This is a genomic window from Candidatus Ponderosibacter sp. Uisw_141_02 (assembly GCF_048087665.1).
GTDB lineage: Bacteria > Pseudomonadota > Alphaproteobacteria > Puniceispirillales > Puniceispirillaceae > UBA3439.
On the sequence record NZ_CP159807.1, the window covers coordinates 854,951 to 875,833 of the forward strand.

Below are 20,883 nucleotides of genomic sequence, written 5' to 3' on the forward strand. Positions count from 1 at the left end.
AACAAACAAGGGGCGACGGCTAGCCTGCTTTTTCAAGCATTTGATAATCGCGTTTCGCGAAGGATGTAACCGTGCCCCCAAACCTTATCAACGCTTATGCCTTCGGCGCCATTTTCAACAAGTTTGTGCCGCAGCTTTCATATAAACACGTCGATGATCTTTCGTTCCGGTTCATCAATGCAACCATAAAGATGGTTCAAAAATGCATTTTTGCTAAGAACAGCACCTTTTCGCAGCGCCAAAAACTCATTGATCTGAAATTCTTTGGCGGTTAGCTCAAGTCGCGTTTCGCCAGCCTTGGCGTAATTGCGGCTTGGATCAACAACTAGATTGCCGACCGAAATCGTTGCAGCACCGTGATCACGTGACCGCCGCATGATGGCATCGAGATTTGCCATCAATTCATATCGGTCAAATGGTTTAGTCAAATAACCATCGGCGCCGGCGCCAAGTGCGGTGATTTTCTCATCAATGCTGCTGTTGCCGGAAATAACCAATATCGGGACAAGGATGTGATTTTTGCGAACAAGCCGCGCTAGTCGTGTGCCATCGCCATTAGGCAGGTTAAGATCGAGCAGAATTGCATCGATTCGATTATGCTTTAACTCAGATAGGGCCGTTTCGATGGTGTTTGCCGTCGTTTTGAAATGCCCAGCTTCTTCTAATGTCATGCCAAGAACATCTGCAACAATTGGATCATCTTCAACTATGAGTACATGCATTTTGAAAACTCTCTCTTTTAAACGGTTAATACGTCATTTCATTTTCTCATGCGCGAACGAAACCGAACCATTGCCACGCATCAAAAAACCCTCAAAATATCGCGCTTAATTGTGGCTATCAAAAGGGTAGGCGGGTAAGAGAGTGATAACAAATTACATATGCGTGATTAACTTTTTAATAATGTTTTTTCATGGTTAGGCGAATTCAGATAGGTCCTTTTGACCAAAATCCCCTTGCAGTTCAGGTTGAATTGGTGTAATTCACAGCCCTCTTTTTAGGGGCACCATTTTGGTCGCCAACTTCAATTTGATTGCGAAGGTGATGAAATGAAGAACAAGAAGCTGAATTCCGGTACAGCAGAGATTGCCGAGCCCAAAAATGGCAAGGCGACAACGACAAATGGCGCCAAAGTGGCACCAAAGACAAAAGCTGGCGCTGGGTCGATTGCCCAAAATATGCTTCCCGATGATTACCAGCCAAGCGAAGATGAAGATTTCATGAATCCGCTTCAGCTTTTATATTTCCAGAAAAAGTTGGAATCCTGGAAAGCCGAATTATTGGATGATGCCAGCGGCACCATTACCGGCCTGTCGCAGGAAAATCTGCATCAGCCAGACCAGATGGATCGCGCGCAAATTGAAAGCAATGCTGCGCTTGACCTTAGAACCCGCGACCGTGAACGCAAATTATTGCAGAAAATAGAAGCGGCCCTGCGCCGCATTGATGATGGCAGCTATGGCTATTGCGTTGAAACTGACGAGCCAATCAATCTTCGCCGCCTCGAAGCGCGGCCCATTGCCTCGTTAAGTCTTCATGCGCAAGAACGCCATGAACGCATGGAACGTGTCCATCGCGACGATTAGGGCATTTGCCAAAATTTTGAAACCGACCCTACGCCCGTATCTTGAAATGGTATGGGCGTTTCTTTTGGAAAACGGATAAAATAGAACAAAAGGTGAAAATATCCTTGCAATTAGAACAAAACAAGTACATAATAGGGTCTTGTTACCAAATATGGTGCAAATTTTAAAAAGCCCCAGTCCGGCATTTCAGGCGTTTCGTCACGCCAAAGTGTAAAGGCTCAAATTCATTAGCCGCAATTGGCGTGATTATGAGCATCGATATAAATGCATGAATATAAAGTGTATGGACTATAAAGTGAATGGACAGGGGGGCGGTGGTTGTGCAACTAAGGAGGCATAAATGGCTGGGGTTGTAGTGGATATGAAAATGAAAAGTGACGACAAGAACAAGGCGCTTGAAGCGGCCATTGGCCAGATTGAAAAGGCGTTTGGCAAGGGGTCGGTGATGAAACTCGGCCAACGCGAATCTGCGGTCGATGTTCAGTCAATTTCAACCGGATCGCTTGGGCTTGATATTGGCCTTGGCATTGGTGGTTTTCCGAAAGGCCGGATTATTGAAATCTACGGCCCAGAATCATCAGGCAAAACAACGCTGGCACTTCATGCTGTTGCCGAGGCGCAAAAAGAAGGTGGCACTTGTGCCTTTGTTGACGCTGAACACGCGCTTGACCCGTCTTATGCACGCAAACTTGGCGTCAATATTGATGATCTGTTGATCTCGCAGCCTGACGCTGGTGAACAGGCGCTGGAAATTACCGATACGCTGGTTCGTTCAGGTGCGGTTGATGTTCTTGTTGTTGACTCGGTCGCCGCCTTGGTGCCGCGTGCCGAACTTGAAGGCGAAATGGGCGATCATCATGTCGGGCTTCATGCACGTTTGATGAGCCAGGCACTTCGCAAACTCACTTCGTCAATTGCGCGTTCAAATTGCTTGGTAATTTTCATCAACCAGATTCGTTTGAAAATTGGTGTGATGTTTGGCAATCCGGAAACCACCACAGGCGGTAATGCGCTGAAATTCTATGCTTCGGTCAGGTTGGATATTCGCCGGATTGGTGCGATTAAAGATCGTGATGAGGTTGTTGGTAACCAGACCCGCGTCAAAGTGGTGAAAAACAAGGTTGCCGCGCCGTTCCGCACCATCGAATTTGACATTATGTATGGCGAAGGCATTTCCAAAATGGGCGAATTGCTCGATCTTGGCGTCGCTGCTGGAATTGTTGATAAATCTGGGGCTTGGATTTCCTACAAGGGACAGCGCATTGGCCAAGGTCGCGAGAATGCCAAAACGTTCCTTCGTGAACATACCGAACTGGCAGCCGAAATCGAAGCGGCCATTCGGCAAAATGCCGGTCTTGTTGGTGATCAGATGCTTGATACATCAATCGCGTCAAGCGAAGAAGCACAAGTGCCAGACACGCCTGATCTGCCCGATACACCGACAATGCCAAAATAAGGTTTTATCGCCGATAACCCATCAACTTTATGGGGATAGGCTTGGTCAGATCGTTAATTGTGTGAAATGGTCAGTTCCGGTTTGGAGCTGGCCATTTGTCTTTGTGATGCGATTGCCAGAATTAGGGCTTTTGCCGCCATCGCCGTCTTTGCTAAAAAGCGTCAAGCTTGCATCAAGTTAATCTAGACAGACACCCCCTGTGGCGGGTAGATAATAACCGCTATTGATTGGGCGTTGTGCGGCGCCATAAATGACTGCTTGCCGTGATGGCAGGGCCGCTGCAAACCAAACGTGACAAGCCAAACGCTGTGCTGGGGGCAGTCTTATGTCGAGTGTGAATGATATCCGCGCCACTTTTCTGGATTATTTTGGCAAAAACGGGCATGAAATTGTCGCATCAAGCCCGCTTGTGCCTCAGAATGATCCAACCTTGATGTTTGCCAATTCGGGCATGGTGCAATTTAAAAATCTGTTTACCGGTGTCGAAACCCGCGATTATGTTCGGGCAACAACAGCGCAGAAATGTGTTCGTGCTGGTGGCAAGCATAATGATCTGGAAAATGTCGGCTACACGGCGCGTCACCATACATTTTTTGAAATGCTTGGTAATTTCTCATTTGGTGATTATTTTAAGGAAAATGCCATTGAATTGGCGTGGAATTTGATCACCAAGGAATATGGACTTGATGCGTCAAAACTGCTTGTCACGGTCTACCATGAAGATGATGAAGCGGCCAATCTGTGGACTAAAATCGCCGGTCTGAAAGATGACCGCATCATCCGCATTGCCACATCCGACAATTTCTGGGCGATGGGCGATACCGGTCCTTGTGGGCCTTGTTCGGAAATATTTTATGATCATGGCGACCATATCCCGGGCGGTCCGCCAGGCTCACCTGATGAAGATGGTGATCGCTTTATCGAAATCTGGAATCTGGTCTTTATGCAATTTGAGCAGACGCCAGGCAAACGTATCGCTTTGCCAAAGCCGTCAATTGATACAGGCATGGGGCTAGAACGTATCGCGGCGGTACTTCAGGGCAAGCATGATAATTATGACATTGACCTTATGCGGGCATTGATTGAGGCGTCGGCAGATGTTTCGGATATTGATGCCGATGGAAGCCATAATATATCGCATCGGGTTGTGGCAGATCATTTGCGGGCGTCATCCTTTTTGATTGCCGATGGTGTTTTGCCGTCAAATGAGGGGCGCGGCTATGTTTTGCGCCGGATTATGCGGCGTGCGATGCGCCATATTCACCAAATGGGGTGCGCTGAGCCGACCATGTACCGGCTTGTGCCAACCCTTGTTGCCGAAATGGGCGCGCAATATGGTGAGTTAGGCCGTGCGCAATCGCTGATTACCGAAACGCTAAAGCTGGAAGAAACCCGTTTTAAAGAAACGCTTGGTCGCGGCCTTCGCATTTTGAATGACGAGCTGGCAGGTAAGACTGCCGGTGGCACGCTTGATGGCGCAACCGCCTTTAAGCTTTATGATACTTTTGGCTTTCCGCTTGATCTGACCCAAGATTTCATGCGGGGTTATGGCTGGCAGGTTGATCTTGATGGCTTTAACGCCGCAATGGATGCACAAAAGGCCAATGCCCGCCGTGCATGGAGCGGATCGGGCGACAGCGCCACTGAAACCATCTGGCTTGATCTGGCGCAAAATCTAGAACCGACAGAATTTTTGGGCTACACGTCAGACTCAGCCGAAGCCATTGTTACCGCGCTTGTTGATGGTAATGACGAAATTGAAGAAATTGGCACAGCTGGCAAAGGGCGGATGATTGTCAATCAAACCCCGTTTTATGGCGAATTGGGTGGTCAGGTTGGTGATATTGGCACGATTAGCTGGGACAATGGCACCGCCCGCGTCACCGATACCCAGAAAACCCCGTCAGGCTTGTTTATCCATCATGTCGAAAATATCTCTGGCACGCTTGCCAAGGGGCAAGAGGTTCGGTTGCAGATTGACGTATCGCGCCGTTTGCGGCTTCGCGCCAATCATTCGGCAACGCATCTTCTTCATGAATCGCTTCGGCTTGTGCTCGGCGATCATGTGGCGCAAAAGGGCTCGCTTGTCAGCCCTAACCGGCTGCGGTTTGATTTTTCCCATCAAAAGGCGGTTTCGCCTGATGAATTGCATCAGGTTCAGCAGATCGTCAATGCACGGATTCGGATGAATTCGGATGTCACAACCCGCATTATGACGCCTGACGCTGCGATTGAACTTGGCGCATTGGCGCTGTTTGGCGAAAAATACGGCGAAGAAGTTCGCGTTGTGCAAATGGGCGGTGCGGCCGATGATGATCCAAGCAAGGCATGGTCGGTTGAATTATGTGGCGGCACCCATGTTGGCCGAACTGGCGATATCAGCCTATTGAAAATCATTTCGGAATCGGCTGTTGCTGGCGGGGTGCGCCGCATTGAGGCGGTAACGCATGAAGGCGCGCTGGCGTGGATTGATGCGCGTGATGCCATTTTGACCAAGAGTGCTGATCTGTTGAAGATTGCGCCCGACCAGCTTGCCGATCGTGTTGCCCAACTTGTTGAAGACCGTAGAAAGGCTGAACGTGATATCAGTCAGCTGCGGCGTAAATTGGCCGCTGGCGGCGGTGGCGGTGCAGACAATGGCAGTAATATTGTCAATGGCGTCAATTTTGTTGGGCGGTTGCTCGAAGACACGCCGGCACGCGAATTGAAATCACTGGCCGATGAAATCAAATCATCGGTTGAAAATGCGGTGATCTGTCTTGTTGCGACTGATGCTGGCAAAGCGTCGATTGTTGTCGCCGTTACGGCGGATCTTGCTGGTCAAAAAAGCGCGGTTGATCTGGTTAAGATTGGGTCGGCGGCGCTTGGCGGCGGCGGCGGCGGTGGACGGCTTGATATGGCGCAGGCCGGTGGCCCTGATGCCAGCAAAGCAGCCGAAGCATTAAAAGCGGTCTCAGCCGCCCTATAAAACTGGCCAAAAAGTCCAGTTACGTTTTCCCCAATCACGGGGTGTGTTTTGGTCATCATATGAAAAGGCAAAGAATATGTCAGATACAGCCAACCCAGATTTAATCTATACAAAAGTGGACGAAGCCCCAGAATTGGCAAGTGCCTCGCTCCTGCCGATTATCAATCGTTTTGTAAAGCCTGCTGGGTTAACGATTGGGCGACGTGATATCTCGCTTGCCGGCCGTGTGATTGCCGTATTTCCCGAAGTTCTGACCGATGCCCAGCGCCAGTCGGATGATTTAGCTGAATTGGGAAAATGGGTGAAAACACCGGCTGCCAATGTGATCAAGCTGCCAAATATTTCAGCATCAATTCCCCAGCTTGTTGGCGCGATCAGCGAATTGCAGGCGCAAGGCTATAATCTTCCCGATTATCCGGTAGCACCAGCAAATGATGAAGAACGCGCCATTGCAGCGCGTTATGATGCGGTCAAGGGTAGTGCGGTTAATCCGGTTCTGCGTGAAGGCAATTCTGACCGGCGTAGTGCGCAGGCGGTCAAGATCTATGCTCAGAACAATCCGCATTCAATGGGCGTTTGGGCGGCTGATTCAAAAACCCATGTATCATCAATGTCATCAGGTGATTTCTTCTCGAATGAAAAATCGGCAACTTTGAGCGCTGATCAGGCTGGTAAGGCAAAAATCGAATTTCAAAACAAGGCTGGCGCGGTCACTGTTTTAAAAGAAGGCCTGACGCTAAAGGCGGGAACCGTTGTTGACGCCTCATTCATGTCCTTGGCTGCTTTACGCGCCTTTTTGCGCGACGAGCTGGCCGATGCCAAAACAAAATCTGTTTTATTTTCGGTTCATCTAAAAGCAACGATGATGAAAGTCTCTGACCCGATTATCTTTGGTCAGGCTGTTGGCGTGCTGCTTGAAGATTTTGTCGCCAAACATGATGATGTTTTGCGCGAATTGGGTATGGATTATAATTTGGGGCTTAGCGATCTTGAGGCGCGAATTGCCGCGCTTCCGGCTCCAAAACGCGCTGAACTTAAAACCGATCTTGCGGCTTGCTTTGCCGCCAATCCACCGCTTTACATGGTGAATTCGGATAAAGGGCTTAGCAATTTCCATGTCTCATCAGATGTGATTATTGATGCGTCAATGCCAGCTTTAATCCGCGCTGGCGGCAAGGGCTGGGGGCCAGATGGCAGCGAACAAGATTGCAAATGCGTCATTCCGGATAATTCCTATGCGCCTGTTTATGAGGAAGCGATTAATTTCTTTAAAGAAAATGGCGCGCTTGACCCAACAACAGCCGGATCAGTATCCAATGTTGGCCTGATGGCGCAAAAGGCCGAAGAATATGGATCACATCCAACAACATTTCAAATGGCAGAAGATGGTGTGGTTCGCTATGTTCTCGAAAATGGCGAAGTTTTGCATGAGCATCAGGTGCAAAAAGGCGATATCTGGCGATCATCTAGCACCAATCAGGCACCGATTGAAGATTGGGTTAAGCTTGGTCTTGCCCGTCAAAAGGCAACCGGTGCCGAGGCCGTGTTCTGGCTGAATGCGGCACGCCCACATGATGCGGAAATCATTGTTTATGTGAAAGCAATGCTTGCCAAGCTTGGCGTTGATGAAGCGTCGGTCAAAATCATGGCGCCGCATGAGGCGACCCGGTTTTCACTTGAAACCATCACCGCTGGCAAAGATTGCATTTCAATCACCGGCAATGTACTTCGTGACTATCTAACTGATTTATTTCCTATTCTTGAGCTTGGCACATCGGCAAAAATGCTGTCTGTGGTCAAGCTGATGAATGGCGGCGGTCTGTTTGAAACAGGCGCCGGCGGATCAGCCCCAAAACATGTTCAGCAATTGGTCGAAGAAGGCCATTTGCGCTGGGACTCGCTTGGTGAATTTTGTGCGCTTGGTGAATCTTTGAATTTTGTTGCTGAATCGACTGGTAACAGAAAGGCTGGCCTGCTTGGCAAAGCGGTTGATGCCGCAACGCAATTGCTGTTGGCAAATGATAAATCGCCGTCACGCCGTGTTGGCCAGACCGACACGCGTGATAGCCATTATTATTTTGCGCTTTATTGGGCGCAGGCCCTTGCCGCTCAAACCGAAGATCAGGATCTGGCCAATGATTTTGCCGCATTGGCGACGGAGCTTGCTGATAATGAAAAGACAATCACTGCCGAATTGGCGTCAACCCAAGGCACACCATGCGATCTTGGCGGCTATTATCATGCTGCCAGTGACAAGGTGGCATTGGTGATGCGCCCAAGCGCGACGCTGAATAGCATCATCGGCTAATTGCCCAAATTTTTTGGGCAAATATTTTTGGCGGTAAATTACCTCGCCAAATCGAAAATAACCCCCGATAGTGATGTTCCATGTGACCATCATTATCGGGGATTTTCATGTGATGATAACGCGCTTATTGGCGCGTCTAAAAAATAAGCCTTGTCCCCATTGCTTGGCGCGCTTGCCAGGCCTTCTTTGCTAGGCCTGTAAATGGTCGGACTGGAACAGCTGATCGAGCTTGTCCATCAGACCGTCAAGATCATCTACCTGATGAAAATGACCTGCATGCCCATGATGCATAAAGCCCTGCTCAATAATATTCTGAAACATGATCAACATCGAATCCCAATAACCGTTTAAATTAACGATTATAATCGGCTTGTTATGCAATCCAAGTTGGCGCCATGTGATGATTTCCATGGTTTCATCAAGTGTGCCAAGGCCACCGGGAAAAATGACAAAGGCGTCTGAAATATCATACATCATGGCTTTTCGTTCATGCATCGAATCGATGATGTGAAGATCGGTAACGCCCTTATGCCCAACCTCAACATTATCAAGAAATTGCGGAATAATGCCGGTAACGCGGCCATTGGCAGCAAGCACCCCATCGGCGACCGCGCCCATCAAACCCATTTTGCCGCCACCATAAACAAGCCCAAGACCGCGTGACCCGATCATTTGTCCCATCTGATAGGCAGCGTCTTTATATAGGGGGTTTATGCCTGAGGCGGCGCCGGTAAAAACACAAATTTTTTTCATCGAAATCCCTTTTGATGCCAAGGCTGCAGTTAACTAACATTGAACCCTAACGCAATTAGTATTACTCTGTTAACAGTCATTCATCAACAAACAGGAAACCACATCAGTGCGATCGATACTTTATATTCTGTTTGCGGTAGGCGGGGTGCTTGTTGCGATCGCCTTGTCGATGGTGCTTCTTGATGATGAGGGTGACCAACAGGTTAATCCACAAAGCCCGTCAATTGAGTTGTCGAAACCGGCAGCTGATAAGGCTGAAACATTGGATGCCAGCGAGGATAGTGGCACGAGCTTGCGGCCAACCGATGCCACGCCTGCAGCTCCTTTGATGATTGATCTTGCACGCGTCAAGCCCGATGGCGCAGCGGTATTTGCTGGCACGGCGGCGCCGAATGCAAAAATCCGTATTTTTGAAGGCGACATTCTGCTTGGCGAAACAATTGCCAATGCAAATGGTGAATGGGTGATTGTGCTTGAAAAATCACTTGCGGCTGGCCAGCATTTGATCTCGGTTGCTATGGAACGCAGCGACGGAACAACCGAAATGGCCGATCGCAGTCTGGCTATTGAAATTTATCAAGATACCGAAACCAAACCACTCGTTGCGCTCTTGCCGGAAACCGCGACCGAGGTGCCGGTGCTAATCCAGTCGCCTGATGCGGCGATGCCCGAAACGGCCGAGGCAGCCCCAGCAAAACTCCAAGCCAACAGCCAAATTGCGGCATTGGCACCAAGTGCGATTGTCTGGCGCGATGCAAGCCGTATTCTGATATCCGGCACAGCAAGAGGCGGCGTTCGGGTTGCGGTTAATGATGCCAAAGGGCAATTTGGTGAGGCGCTGGTTTTAGCAGATGGCGCATGGCAGGTGGCCGGCGGTCTTGATATGGATATTGCGGTGAATCATTTGCGCTTTGCGTTATTCGATGACGCCAATCAGATCATTGCCCGTTATGACCTGCCGGTCAAAGCGCGTGATCTGGCCAAGGGACAAGACGGATCGCCGCTGGTCGTGGTTAATAAGGGCGATATGTTGTGGCGCATTGCCTATCACCAGTTGGGCGAGGGGGTTAAATATGTCGATATTGTTCGGCGCAACAAGCAAGATATTGTCGATCCTGATCTGATTTTCCCGAAACAGATTTTTGCCGTGCCGCAATCATCTACCGCGGCGTCTGATAAAAATTAGATGACCGGTAATACAGCTTTGCTATGCGTAGCAATGGCGCTGTTATCGGAAATGAGGCCAAGACATGACTTTCATACCTGACTGGAAAATTGCCGATGATGGTTGGCCGGTGCTGGCACTTGCTGGTATTGTGACCATCCTGACAAGCATGATCTTTTTGCCGCTTGGCTGTTTTTTCCTTGGCATTATGATGTGGCTTGCGCATGGGCTTCGGCTGCCAAACCGGCAAACCAAAGCCGATGACCAGATCATTTATGCACCGGCAGATGGTGTTGTTCTTGATATTGAAACTGATCAATTCCCTGATAGTCTTGCCGGTGATGATGCCTCGCCCACCAAACGCATCACCATTCAAACGCGTTTGACTGATACGCAATTGCAAACAAGTCCGATCACCGGCCATATTGTCGAAAATTTGCTGTTACCCGGTTTGTTTCGCAAATGGGGATTTGATCGCACTAGCTGGCAGGCGGCGCGCGGGTCAAATGAACGCCGCGAAATCCGTATTCGTGATGCCTATGACCGTGAAATCATGCTTGTGCAACTTGGCAGCAAAACCGCGCGTCAATTGATTTGCCGTCTGGCCGAAGGAAAATTTGTTCAAGCTGGTGCGCCGATTGGCATGGCGCGCATTGCCGGTGTTGTTGATGTTTTCGTGCCGGCGGGATGCAAATTGCTGATCGAAACGGGCCAGCATGTGATCGCTGGCGAAACCGGCATTGCACAATTTGCCCGCAGTCCAAGCACAAAACGGAGCTAGAACCAATGTTAGACGCTCAGCTTCGCCCCGTGAGTGACCGGTTGTTAAACCCGATTGGGCGAGGGCTTGTGACGCTTGGTGTCACTGCCAACCAAGTGACGATTATTGGCGCTGCTTTTGGCTTGATTGCGGCGGGGTTAGTTGTCGCCGGCCTGTTTTATCCGGCCTTGTGGTTTGTCATTGCAAACCGTGTCATTGACGGGCTGGATGGTGCGGTGGCGCGCGCCAGCTGGTCAAGCGATTTTGGCGGCTATCTTGATATTGTTAGCGATTTTATTTTTTACAGTGCGATTCCACTGGCCTTTGCCGTGGCGCGGCCAGAAACCGCGCTTGCGGCAGCGTTCCTGATTTTCAGCTTTATCGGCACCGCCACCAGTTTTCTTGGCTTTGCCATTCTTGCCGAAAAACATCATGTCACCACCCAAATCCGCGGCAAAAAGGCATTTTATTATCTTGGCGGTTTGACCGAAGGGACAGAAACGATCTTGCTGATCCTTGCAATCCTGGTCTGGCCTGACCATTTCAGTGTTATGGCAATCATCTTTGGCATTTTATGTTGGGTGACAACTGGCACCCGCATCTACGCAGCATATCGCCAATTCAATGACTAGAGGCTTGGTTTCGTCTTCACGATCAAATGGAGCGGTTTTGGTCTTTAAGGAGCGCAGGATAAATGAAATTTGGAATTGGACAATCTACCGCGCGGGTCGAAGACCGGCGGCTGCTGATCGGCGTTGGCCGTTATAGTGATGATATTGCGCCCGGACAGGGCTTGCATGTCGCGTTTTTGCGTGCGCCCTATGCGCATGCGCACCTGCTGAAAATTGATCTAGAGGCAGCGCGGCAGATAGACGGGGTTCATCTTGTCGCAACACAGGCTGATCTTGATGCCGATCATATTGGTGATGTTCTTTGCCAATATCGACCGCCCCTAATTGGCGGCGGTAAAATGCAGCTTGTAAGCAAGCCGGCGATGGTTCGGGATATCAATCGTCATGCGGGCGATATTGTGGCGATGGTTGTTGCTGATCGGCAGGAAACTGCCGATTCCGCGATCGAATCAATCAACGCTGAATTTGAACCAATGCCAGCAGTTACTGATATCTACGAAGCGATGAAAGATGGCGCGCCGCAGCTTTATGATTGTTACCCCAATAACATTGCCTTTGAATGGGGGGCTGGCAAATTTGACGAGACTGAACGCGCCATGGACGCCGCGATTGCCGATGGCCATCAGATTATCGAGATCGATGTGGTGAATAGCCGCGTTGTGATCAATTCGATGGAAACCCGCCCGATGGTCGCTGCCCCTGGTGCCAAAGACGGCACATTGGATATCTGGTGTGGAACACAGGGCGTGGTTGGCATTGCCGAACAGATTGCCAAGGCGCTATCAATGGAACGCGTTGATGTAAGGGTTCAAACCGGCGATGTTGGCGGCAGTTTTGGCTTTAAGATCTTTCTGCATCCTGAACAAATCTGCATTGCATGGGCGGCGCGCCGCCTTGGGCAAATGGTGCGGTGGCAGCAGGGACGATCTGATGGATTCCTGTCGGATTTACATGGTCGTGATAACCGGTCTCGGGCGCGTGCGGCAATTGACAAAACAGGGCGTATTCTGGCGCTTCAAGTTACCGCCCATGCCAATATGGGAGCATGGCTGTCAAATTTTTCGACCTATATTCCAACGCTTTCGGGAAGCCGCACCCTGACCACCAATTATGATATTCAGGCGGCAAGCCTGCGGGTGATCGGTGTGATGACCAATACACCAGCGGTTGATGCCTATCGAGGTGCAGGACGGCCTGAGGCCAATTATCTGATGGAACGGCTGATGGATCATATCGCCGCTGAAACCGGCCATAGTCGGATTGATGTTCGCCGCGTCAATATGATCAAGCCAAGTCAAATTCCCTATGCGATGGTTTGTGGCGGCACAATTGATTCAGGTGAAATGACCGAACTATTTGATATGGCGCTCGCCACGGCTGATGTTGCTGGATTTGCCAAACGCAAGGCGGAATCGGCTGAAAATGGCAAGCTTCGCGGCATCGGCTTTGGTATGTATCTCGAGCAATGCGGCAATGGCGCTGATGAAGGTGTTGATATTGAATTTCAGGACGATGGGCGGATTATCCTTCATGGCTCGCAGCAATGTAACGGGCAAGGGCATCAAACCACGGTAACGCAAATCTTGTCTGACCGTCTTGGCTATGATGCTGATCTGATTACAGTCAAACAAGGCGATTCCAACCGCAGCCCGCGTGGCACAACCGGCGGCGCGCGAATGACCGCGGTTCTAGGGTCGGCAACCACAGTGGCAGCGGCAAAGATTATTGATCTTGCCAAGCCTTTTGCTGCCGAAACGCTGGAATGTGACGAAGATGATCTGAATTTTACCGATGGCCTGTTTTTGCGGCAGGACACCAACCGGTCAATCGCGATTGAAGACCTTGTCCGCCAGCTTGCCATTTCCGGCGAAAAGCACCGGCTGAATTGGTCGCAGCCTTATGAAACCGATGGTGCAACCTATCCTTATGGATGCCATATCATTGAGCTTGAAATTGACCGGCAGACCTGTGCTGTTGAGATTGCCAGCTATCATGTTGTTGATGATTTTGGGCTTGTTATCAACCCGTTAACCCTTGAGGGGCAAATTCATGGCGGCATTGCGCAAGGTGTTGGTCAGGCGCTTTTGGAACATGTTGTTTATGATGATTCGGGTCAGCTTTTGGCCGGATCATTGATGGATTACGCCTTGCCGCGCGCCGATCATTTTCCTGGGTTTCAGATCAGCACACGCAATACGGCTTGTGCCAATAATGCACTTGGCATCAAAGGGTCGGGAGAAGCTGGCGCTATTGGTGCGCCGCAAGCGGTGATTTCGGCCATTTGTGATGCGCTGGACATTACCCATATTGATATGCCGGCAACGCCGCTGGCCATTTTTCATGCGATGAAGGCCAAAGCCGCCAATTCGCCGATGCATAAAGGAGAGTAGGGTGAGTGATAAAATTAACAAAACTGATGAAGAATGGCGTGAACAACTGACTGAAGAGCAATATCATGTAACACGCAAACATGGCACCGAGCGGGCTTTTTCAGGCCGTCTTGATAAACATTATGACGCTGGCACCTATCTTTGTATCTGCTGTGCAACACCGTTATTTTCATCCGAGACCAAATTTGACTCAGGATCGGGCTGGCCAAGCTTTTTTGCGCTGGTTGAAGAGGCAAATATCGGCAAAACGGTTGATGAAAGCTTTTTTATGCGCCGCACCGAGGTTCATTGTGACCGTTGTGACGCACATCTTGGCCATGTGTTTCCTGATGGGCCGCAACCCACCGGCCTTCGCTATTGCATCAATTCGGCGGCACTGGATTTTGTGAGCGACGAATAGGAGGAGGTGATGGGCAAAGGCCGGTGAAGGCGAGCGAATTGGAATATCCGCCTGTTGCGTTTTATATCTTGCCGTAGTTATGGCGCTTCATCTTGCGGATTTCTTTATCATCCAAGTTGCCATCATCATTGCTGTCCATCTTCTCGAACATGGCGACGATACGACCGTTAAACTCGGTTTTGTCGATCATGCCGTCGGCGTTAAGATCAAGCATTTGAAACCGTTTATCTTGGCGGCTGGTGAGTTCTTCAAGGCTGAGCATACCATCATTATTAATGTCGAGTTTTTTGGCCATGAACTTGTCGCGCTTATGTGACGCATCGTCCATATCGGCATTGGCAAGTCCGGTGATGATGCTTCCCGATACCAGAAGACCGGCACCGATCAGAACGGGGAAATAACGCTGTTTCATAGGCTTTTCCTTTGGTTGCTGTTTTTGGGGCGCTTTTTTAACGCATTTACGAAAATTGACACTGGAGCCGAACAAACAGTGGGTGATGAATTCCAGCATACCGGTGCCACATCGCTATAATCCTGTTAAATAGGGGCGGAAAAGGGGCGCGGCTGTGATCTTTTCGTGGTAATAAATTGGCTATAATTGGGCAATAATTTGGCAATGATTTGCCATGATTTTGGCAGGCATGACTTGCTTTTACCCCATCGTGGGCATAGCTTGACGACAACAAAAGGCGCAGCAGGCTGACAAGACCGGCCATGCTGGTCATGATAAAGGGAAATGGGTAGATGTCTTTGCCGCCTGAAACTGAATTATCAAACCCGATGCCATGGGTTGACGGGGCAACACGCGTCTTTGGTGTGATCGCTCATCCGGTTGATCATGTTCGGGCACCAATGGTGTTTAACCCGCGTTTTGCGGCGGCGGGTTTGCCCCATATCATGGTGCCAATCAATGCGCCCTCAGAAAAGCTGGAACGCATCATCAACGCGCTTCGCGCCATGCCAAATTTTGGCGGGCTTGCGGTGACGATCCCCCATAAAATGCCGCTTGCCGATCTTTGTGACAGCCTTGGCACCGCCGCCCAATTGACCTGTGCGGTTAATGCGGTGCGGTTTGATGATGATGGCACAATGCATGGCGATAATTTTGATGGTGCCGGTTTTGTCGCTGGCGCGATTGGCAATGGATATGATGTTGCCGATAAAACGATTTTGCTGATTGGGGCAGGCGGTGCTGCCCGTGCGATTGCGGCGGCGCTGGTTGAGGCAAAAATTGGTAAATTGACCATCGCCAATCGCAGCCTTAGCAAGGCTGAAGAACTTGCCAGCCTGCTTGTCAGCAAAACCGGCTTTGCCAATGTTCACGCCGCCGCGCTTGCTGATTGTGATGGCGGTGACGCTGATATGATCATTAACAGCACTAGCCTTGGTCTGAAACCGGGCGATGCCTTGCCTCTGGTACTGGATGCGGTGCGCCCTGATACGGTGATTGCCGATATCATCATGGTTCCTGCTGAGACCGAATGGCTTGCTGCGGCACAAAAAGCAGGGCTTCGGGTGCATTATGGGCGGCATATGCTGGATTACCAAATCGACCTGATCGGTAAATTTATCGGGGCGTTATAGCCAAATGGCCGATTCGGTCATTGAGTTCGTTTGGCCAGACAGCTATAAATGGGCGGTGCTGCACTGGCGTAGTTGTTGGCGCAATCGTTGGAAAATGAGGAAGTGAATGACCGATACAGCAAATGTTTGGACTGATGAACGTCTTGAAAAGCTGAAAGAGTTATGGACACAAGGCTTGTCCATTTCGCAAATTGGCGAGGCACTTGGCGTATCGCGCAACGCGATTGCTGGCAAAGCCCACCGGATGGGCCTGCCAAAGCGTCCATCTCCAATTAGCCGGCCAAAGGTTGAAAAGCCAAAAGTCGCCGTGCCTGAGGTGACTGAAAATTTGCCGTTGCGCCTTGAATTGCGCCAATTGGAATGGTCCAGAAGTAAATGTTGCTGGCCAACTGGTGATCCCAAGAAAAATGGCTTTGTCTTTTGCGGTGATGCGATTGTACCTGGCAAGCCCTATTGCCTGACACACTGCCAAGAAGCCTATACAACATCACGCGACTCAAGCTAACGCCGATGCTAAAACGTCGCGAGGACTATACGCCGCCCGCTTTTCTGGTAACGTCAGTCGATCTGAACATCGATATTCATGAACTTAGCAGCATTGTCACAACCAAATTGGCCGTCACGCCGAACCCTGCGGCTGGTGGGGCGGGGATCTTGCATCTTGATGGGCGTGGGCTTGAGCTTCAAGCAATTTCGATTGATGGCAAACCCTTGGCCGATACTGACTATAGCCATGATGAATCAGGATTGCAGATTACCGGCCTGAATGGTGCTTGTGTTGTTGAAACAATCGCCGAATGCCACCCTGAAACCAATACCGCACTCGAAGGGCTGTATCTATCGGGCGGCATGTATTGCACGCAATGCGAGCCTGAAGGGTTTCGCCGGATCGGGTTTTACCCTGATCGCCCCGATGTGATGAGCATTTTCACCGTTCGGTTAGAAGCCGCGCGCGCCTACCCGCAATTGCTGTCGAATGGAAATCTGATCGAAACCGGCCATTGTGGTACTGACCGGCATTTTGCTATCTGGCATGACCCGCATCCAAAACCAAGCTATCTATTCGCGGCGGTCGTTGGTGATCTTGATTGCGCAGTTGACAGCTTTCAAACCATGTCGGGGCGCAAGGTTAATCTTCATATTTATGTAGAAAAGGGCAATGTTGGTTTGACCCACCATGCGATGGATTCGCTGAAACGGTCAATGCGCTGGGATGAAGAGGTTTATGGCCTTGAATATGACCTTGATCTGTTCCAGATCGTTGCGGTTAGCCATTTTAATATGGGCGCGATGGAAAATAAAGGCCTGAATATTTTCAACAGCAAATTTGTGCTGGCCGATCCGAAAACCGCAACTGATACTGACCTACATCGTGTCGAATCGATTATTGCCCATGAATATTTCCATAATTGGACTGGCAATCGTGTGACCTGCCGTGACTGGTTTCAATTAACTCTGAAAGAGGGGCTGACGGTTTTTCGCGATCAGTGTTTTTCAGCCGATATGCATGATGCTGGTCTGCAACGCGCCGATGATGTGTCGATGCTTCGCGCGGCGCAATTCCCCGAAGATCGCAGCCCGACAGCGCACCCGATCCGGCCTGAAAGCTATCGCGAGATCAATAATTTTTACACGGCGACGGTATATGAAAAAGGTGCTGAGGTCATTCGCATGCTTGCTAGCTATCTTGGCAAGGATGGGTTTCGGCGCGGCACCGATCTTTATTTTGAGCGCCATGATGGGGCGGCGGTAACGTGTGATGATTTTGTGGCGGCACTCGCCGATGCGAATGGCGTTGATCTGTCAGAGTTTGCTGGTTGGTATTCGCAGGCCGGAACGCCTGAATTGACCGCCAGCCGCGTGGCGATTGATGAAAATCAGGCGTTTGCCATCGAATTTACCCAGACTATTCCTGAAACCATGGCAAAGACACCCCGCTTGCCGCTGCCGATACCGGTTCGCATTGGACTTGTTGGCGATGATGGGGCGATTGTACCATTCCGGCTGTCGGCCGATGCGCCCTATCTTGATGAACAGGTGACTCTGGTCACTGGCAAAACGCATCTCCAACCGATTTTCCCCGCATCATCCGGAAAAGTCGTGCCAAGTTTGCTTCGCAATTTTTCAGCACCGGTTATTTTGAAAGATGATTTATCATCATCTGAACGGCTGCATTTAATGGCGCATGATGCCGATATGTTCAATCGTTGGGATGCGGCACAAACGCTTCTTGCCGATCAAATTCTGGCAATTGCAGATGATCCGAATCATGGCGTTGATGAAACCGCAATTGCAGCACTTGCCAAAGCCTATGCCAACAGTCTCGCCAATCCAGATTTACTGGATATGTTTAAATCGGGTCTTTTAACGCTTCCCGCCATTTCGGTTCTGGAAAGCCGTATGACGCCAGCCGATCCAGTGGCGTTATTTCATACAAGACGGGTGGTTGAGGCGGCTCTTGGGCGAATGCTAGCACCGCAAATCAAATCTGCGCTGACAGATGAAAATGTGGCCATCATGACCAAAACAAATGGTGGGCGTGCCCTGTTAAACCGGCTGTTGGGATTGGCCATTGCGGCCGGTGACAATGCCGCGATTGAACGCGCTGCAAACCAGGTGCATGACCAGAATATGACCCTGTCACAAGGCGCATTAATGGCCTTGAACCATTGTGATCATCCAGCGCGTGCCATTGCTTTGCAGGCGTTTCATGATCGGTGGCAGGACAGCCCGCTTGTCATGGAAAAATGGTTCATGATGGAATCGATGTCGCTTGTCTCTGGCACGGTTGCGCGGCTTGGCGAATTAATGGCGCATCCGGCATTTGATGCGAATAATCCAAATAAATTACGGTCGGTTCTTGGTGCTTTTATGACTGGTAATCCGGTGCATTTCTATGCTGATGATGGATCAGGGTTTGATTTTATCGGCGACTGCCTGATTGATATCGATGCGCGTAATCCGCAATTGGCGGCAAGGATGGCCTTGCCTTTGACCCGAATGGCGCAATATGCCCCCGAACGGCGTGCAAAGATGGGCGCGGTGTTGGAAAAGATACAAAAACAGGCGCAATCAAATGATCTTCGTGAGGTCCTTGATAAGGCGCTTGGCGATAGGCCGTCACCCGCGTAAAAGGCGGGTCATGGTGCCACATGGCATAGATTTGATTAGACAATCATCACTGGCGATGACCGACGGCAATAATCAGGCGATGATCAATCGTGGTTTTGCTGTGATGCTAGCGGCGCAAAAATGCCGGAATATGACCTGTTTCACCCAAAGTATTGCCCGAACAATCCGGCGGTGATGGCAATTCATCATCGCGATTCCGGTTTTTGGTTTTTGTGGCTGTTTTGGGTGCTGGTTTTGCGGCTAGCGCTGATGAAGAACTGCCAGCCGAACCACCAGCCGATTTTGCCTTTGCCGGTTTAGCGGGTTTTTCGCTGGCCGCATCAATTTTCACCAGGTCATTTTGCGCCGCATTACTATTTGATGCATCCGTTCTGGCGGGCTTTTCCGCTGTTTTCTTGTCATTCCCGCCGCGACCACGGCCCTTTGACGCTGGTTTTTCAACAGTCTCTTTTGTCGATGCGCCGGTCACATTTGACTGGCCATCATCGGTTTTGGTAATGTCTTGATCATCACAGATTGCGGGTTTTGACGCTGATGATTTTGCCCTTGACTCAACAACCTTGCCATCAACAACTGTGATTTGCGGAACAGGTTTGCCAATTAGCTTTTCAATAAAGCCAATATATTTGATGTCATCTGCGCTGGCAGCGATGGTAAAGGCACGCCCTGACTTGCCAGCGCGGCCAGTCCGGCCAATGCGATGAACATAATCTTCGGCATGGGTTGGCACATCAAAATTGAAAACATGGCTAAGACCGGCAATATCAAGCCCGCGTGCAGCCACATCCGAGGCGATCATAAGCGGCACTGCGCCATCTTTGAAACGTTGCAGAGCTTCAAGGCGCGCTGATTGGGTCATGTCTCCATGAAGCGCAACAGCCGAAAAGCCATGCCGCGTCAGCGATTTGATCAATTCAGCGATATCGCGTTTGCGATTGCAGAAAATAACCGCATTTTTGACGGCTTCATGGCGCAGAATATCGCGCAATATCTGGCGTTTTTTCCTGGTATCAGTCCAAATTAAATGCTGGGCAACTGTATCGGCTGTTGCCGCAGGTGGAGCCACTTCGATGACCTTTGGATTCATCACAAATTTTGCGCCAAGCTTTTGAATATCATCAGACAATGTTGCTGAGAAAAACAGCGTTTGGCGCATCCGCGGTAACAGGCTAGCGATCCGCTCAACATCGGGGATAAAGCCCATATCCAGCATCCGGTCGGCTTCGTCGATTACCAGAATTTTCACATCATTCAACAGAACTTTGCCGCGTTCGAAATGATCGAGCAACCGACCCGGCGTAGCGATCAGAACATCAACACCCTTGCTGAGCGCTGCATTCTGTTCGGTAAAGCTGACCCCGCCGATTAATAATGCCATGCTTAATTTATGGTATGAGCTGAATTTTTCGAAAGAATCGGCGACCTGTGCCGCCAATTCGCGCGTTGGCGCAAGAATTAGCGATCGGGGCAGGCGTGCCTTGGCGCGGCCAGAGGCCAGAATATCAATCATCGGCAAGGTGAATGAGGCAGTTTTGCCAGTGCCGGTCTGCGCCGAGCCAAGAATATCACGGCCCATCAATACAATAGGGATGGATTTTTCTTGGATGGGTGTTGGGCTGGTATAACCTAGATCGGCTACCGCCCTGCTTAGCTCGTCACTGAGGCCGAGATCTGAAAAGTTCAAAGATAAGTTCCCTATTGATATTGACTGGAAATGTCTTCGCACCACAAACGGGCAATTTACCGTAA

General features: G+C 50.2%; 16 protein-coding genes. 12 read left to right on the top strand and 4 right to left on the bottom strand.

Going from position 1 to position 20,883, the window contains the following annotated elements:
• Positions 1-137 precede the first annotated feature (137 nt).
• A complete protein-coding gene (locus ABXT40_RS04345; RefSeq protein WP_443646610.1) occupies positions 138-722 on the bottom strand; it encodes a response regulator transcription factor in 585 nt (194 codons plus the stop codon).
• 456 nt (positions 723-1,178) lie between these two features.
• Between ABXT40_RS04345 and dksA the strand changes: the two genes are divergently transcribed.
• The 4 genes from dksA (at position 1,179) to ABXT40_RS04365 (ending at position 8,318) form a co-directional block, all read left to right on the top strand.
• Positions 1,179-1,586 carry an RNA polymerase-binding protein DksA gene (gene dksA, locus ABXT40_RS04350; RefSeq protein WP_443646959.1) on the top strand — a complete coding sequence of 136 codons (408 nt, stop codon included), beginning with the start codon at positions 1,179-1,181 and terminating at the stop codon, positions 1,584-1,586.
• A 340-nt stretch (positions 1,587-1,926) separates the two neighbouring features.
• On the top strand, positions 1,927-3,042 hold the full coding sequence (recA, locus tag ABXT40_RS04355; RefSeq protein WP_443646611.1) for a recombinase RecA: 1,116 nt from the start codon (positions 1,927-1,929) through the stop codon (positions 3,040-3,042).
• A 325-nt stretch (positions 3,043-3,367) separates the two neighbouring features.
• A complete protein-coding gene (gene alaS / locus ABXT40_RS04360; RefSeq protein WP_443646612.1) occupies positions 3,368-6,010 on the top strand; it encodes an alanine--tRNA ligase in 2,643 nt (880 codons plus the stop codon).
• Between the two features lie 76 nt (positions 6,011-6,086).
• Positions 6,087-8,318 carry an NADP-dependent isocitrate dehydrogenase gene (locus tag ABXT40_RS04365; protein ID WP_443646613.1) on the top strand — a complete coding sequence of 744 codons (2,232 nt, stop codon included), beginning with the start codon at positions 6,087-6,089 and terminating at the stop codon, positions 8,316-8,318.
• 189 nt (positions 8,319-8,507) lie between these two features.
• Here ABXT40_RS04365 and ABXT40_RS04370 read toward each other — a convergent pair whose 3' ends face one another.
• Positions 8,508-9,071, bottom strand: a complete 564-nt coding sequence (locus tag ABXT40_RS04370; protein WP_443646614.1) for a TIGR00730 family Rossman fold protein — start codon at positions 9,069-9,071, stop codon at positions 8,508-8,510.
• Positions 9,072-9,177: 106 nt separating this feature from the next.
• Between ABXT40_RS04370 and ABXT40_RS04375 the strand changes: the two genes are divergently transcribed.
• From ABXT40_RS04375 to msrB, 5 genes are all read left to right on the top strand, one after another.
• Complete coding sequence (locus ABXT40_RS04375) at positions 9,178-10,257, top strand: Ig-like domain-containing protein (protein WP_443646615.1); 1,080 nt, start codon at positions 9,178-9,180, stop codon at positions 10,255-10,257.
• Between the two features lie 64 nt (positions 10,258-10,321).
• Positions 10,322-11,017: a phosphatidylserine decarboxylase gene (locus tag ABXT40_RS04380; protein WP_443646616.1), complete on the top strand. Its 696-nt coding sequence runs from the start codon at positions 10,322-10,324 to the stop codon at positions 11,015-11,017.
• A gap of 5 nt (positions 11,018-11,022) precedes the next feature.
• A complete protein-coding gene (locus ABXT40_RS04385) occupies positions 11,023-11,628 on the top strand; it encodes a CDP-alcohol phosphatidyltransferase family protein (protein WP_443646617.1) in 606 nt (201 codons plus the stop codon).
• A 62-nt stretch (positions 11,629-11,690) separates the two neighbouring features.
• Positions 11,691-14,018 carry a xanthine dehydrogenase family protein molybdopterin-binding subunit gene (locus ABXT40_RS04390; protein ID WP_443646618.1) on the top strand — a complete coding sequence of 776 codons (2,328 nt, stop codon included), beginning with the start codon at positions 11,691-11,693 and terminating at the stop codon, positions 14,016-14,018.
• Between the two features lies 1 nt (position 14,019).
• Positions 14,020-14,418: a peptide-methionine (R)-S-oxide reductase MsrB gene (gene msrB / locus ABXT40_RS04395; RefSeq protein ID WP_443646619.1), complete on the top strand. Its 399-nt coding sequence runs from the start codon at positions 14,020-14,022 to the stop codon at positions 14,416-14,418.
• A gap of 61 nt (positions 14,419-14,479) precedes the next feature.
• Here msrB and ABXT40_RS04400 read toward each other — a convergent pair whose 3' ends face one another.
• Positions 14,480-14,830 carry a hypothetical protein gene (locus ABXT40_RS04400; RefSeq protein WP_443646620.1) on the bottom strand — a complete coding sequence of 117 codons (351 nt, stop codon included), beginning with the start codon at positions 14,828-14,830 and terminating at the stop codon, positions 14,480-14,482.
• A 332-nt stretch (positions 14,831-15,162) separates the two neighbouring features.
• On the opposite strand from ABXT40_RS04400, the gene ABXT40_RS04405 reads away from it, so the two are divergent.
• The 3 genes from ABXT40_RS04405 (at position 15,163) to pepN (ending at position 19,134) form a co-directional block, all read left to right on the top strand.
• Entirely contained in the window at positions 15,163-16,002 is an 840-nt protein-coding gene (locus ABXT40_RS04405) for a shikimate dehydrogenase family protein (protein ID WP_443646621.1), read from the top strand.
• Positions 16,003-16,108: 106 nt separating this feature from the next.
• The gene (locus ABXT40_RS04410) at positions 16,109-16,507 is read left to right on the top strand and encodes a GcrA family cell cycle regulator (RefSeq protein ID WP_443646622.1); all 399 of its coding nucleotides are present in this window, start codon (positions 16,109-16,111) and stop codon (positions 16,505-16,507) included.
• A 5-nt stretch (positions 16,508-16,512) separates the two neighbouring features.
• Positions 16,513-19,134, top strand: coding sequence for an aminopeptidase N (pepN, locus tag ABXT40_RS04415; RefSeq protein ID WP_443646623.1), 2,622 nt, complete (start codon positions 16,513-16,515; stop codon positions 19,132-19,134).
• 106 nt (positions 19,135-19,240) lie between these two features.
• On the opposite strand, the gene ABXT40_RS04420 is transcribed toward pepN, so the two are convergent.
• Positions 19,241-20,818 (bottom strand): DEAD/DEAH box helicase, encoded by a 1,578-nt coding sequence (locus ABXT40_RS04420; RefSeq protein ID WP_443646624.1) that lies wholly within the window; start codon positions 20,816-20,818, stop codon positions 19,241-19,243.
• Between the last annotated feature and the right edge of the window lie 65 nt (positions 20,819-20,883).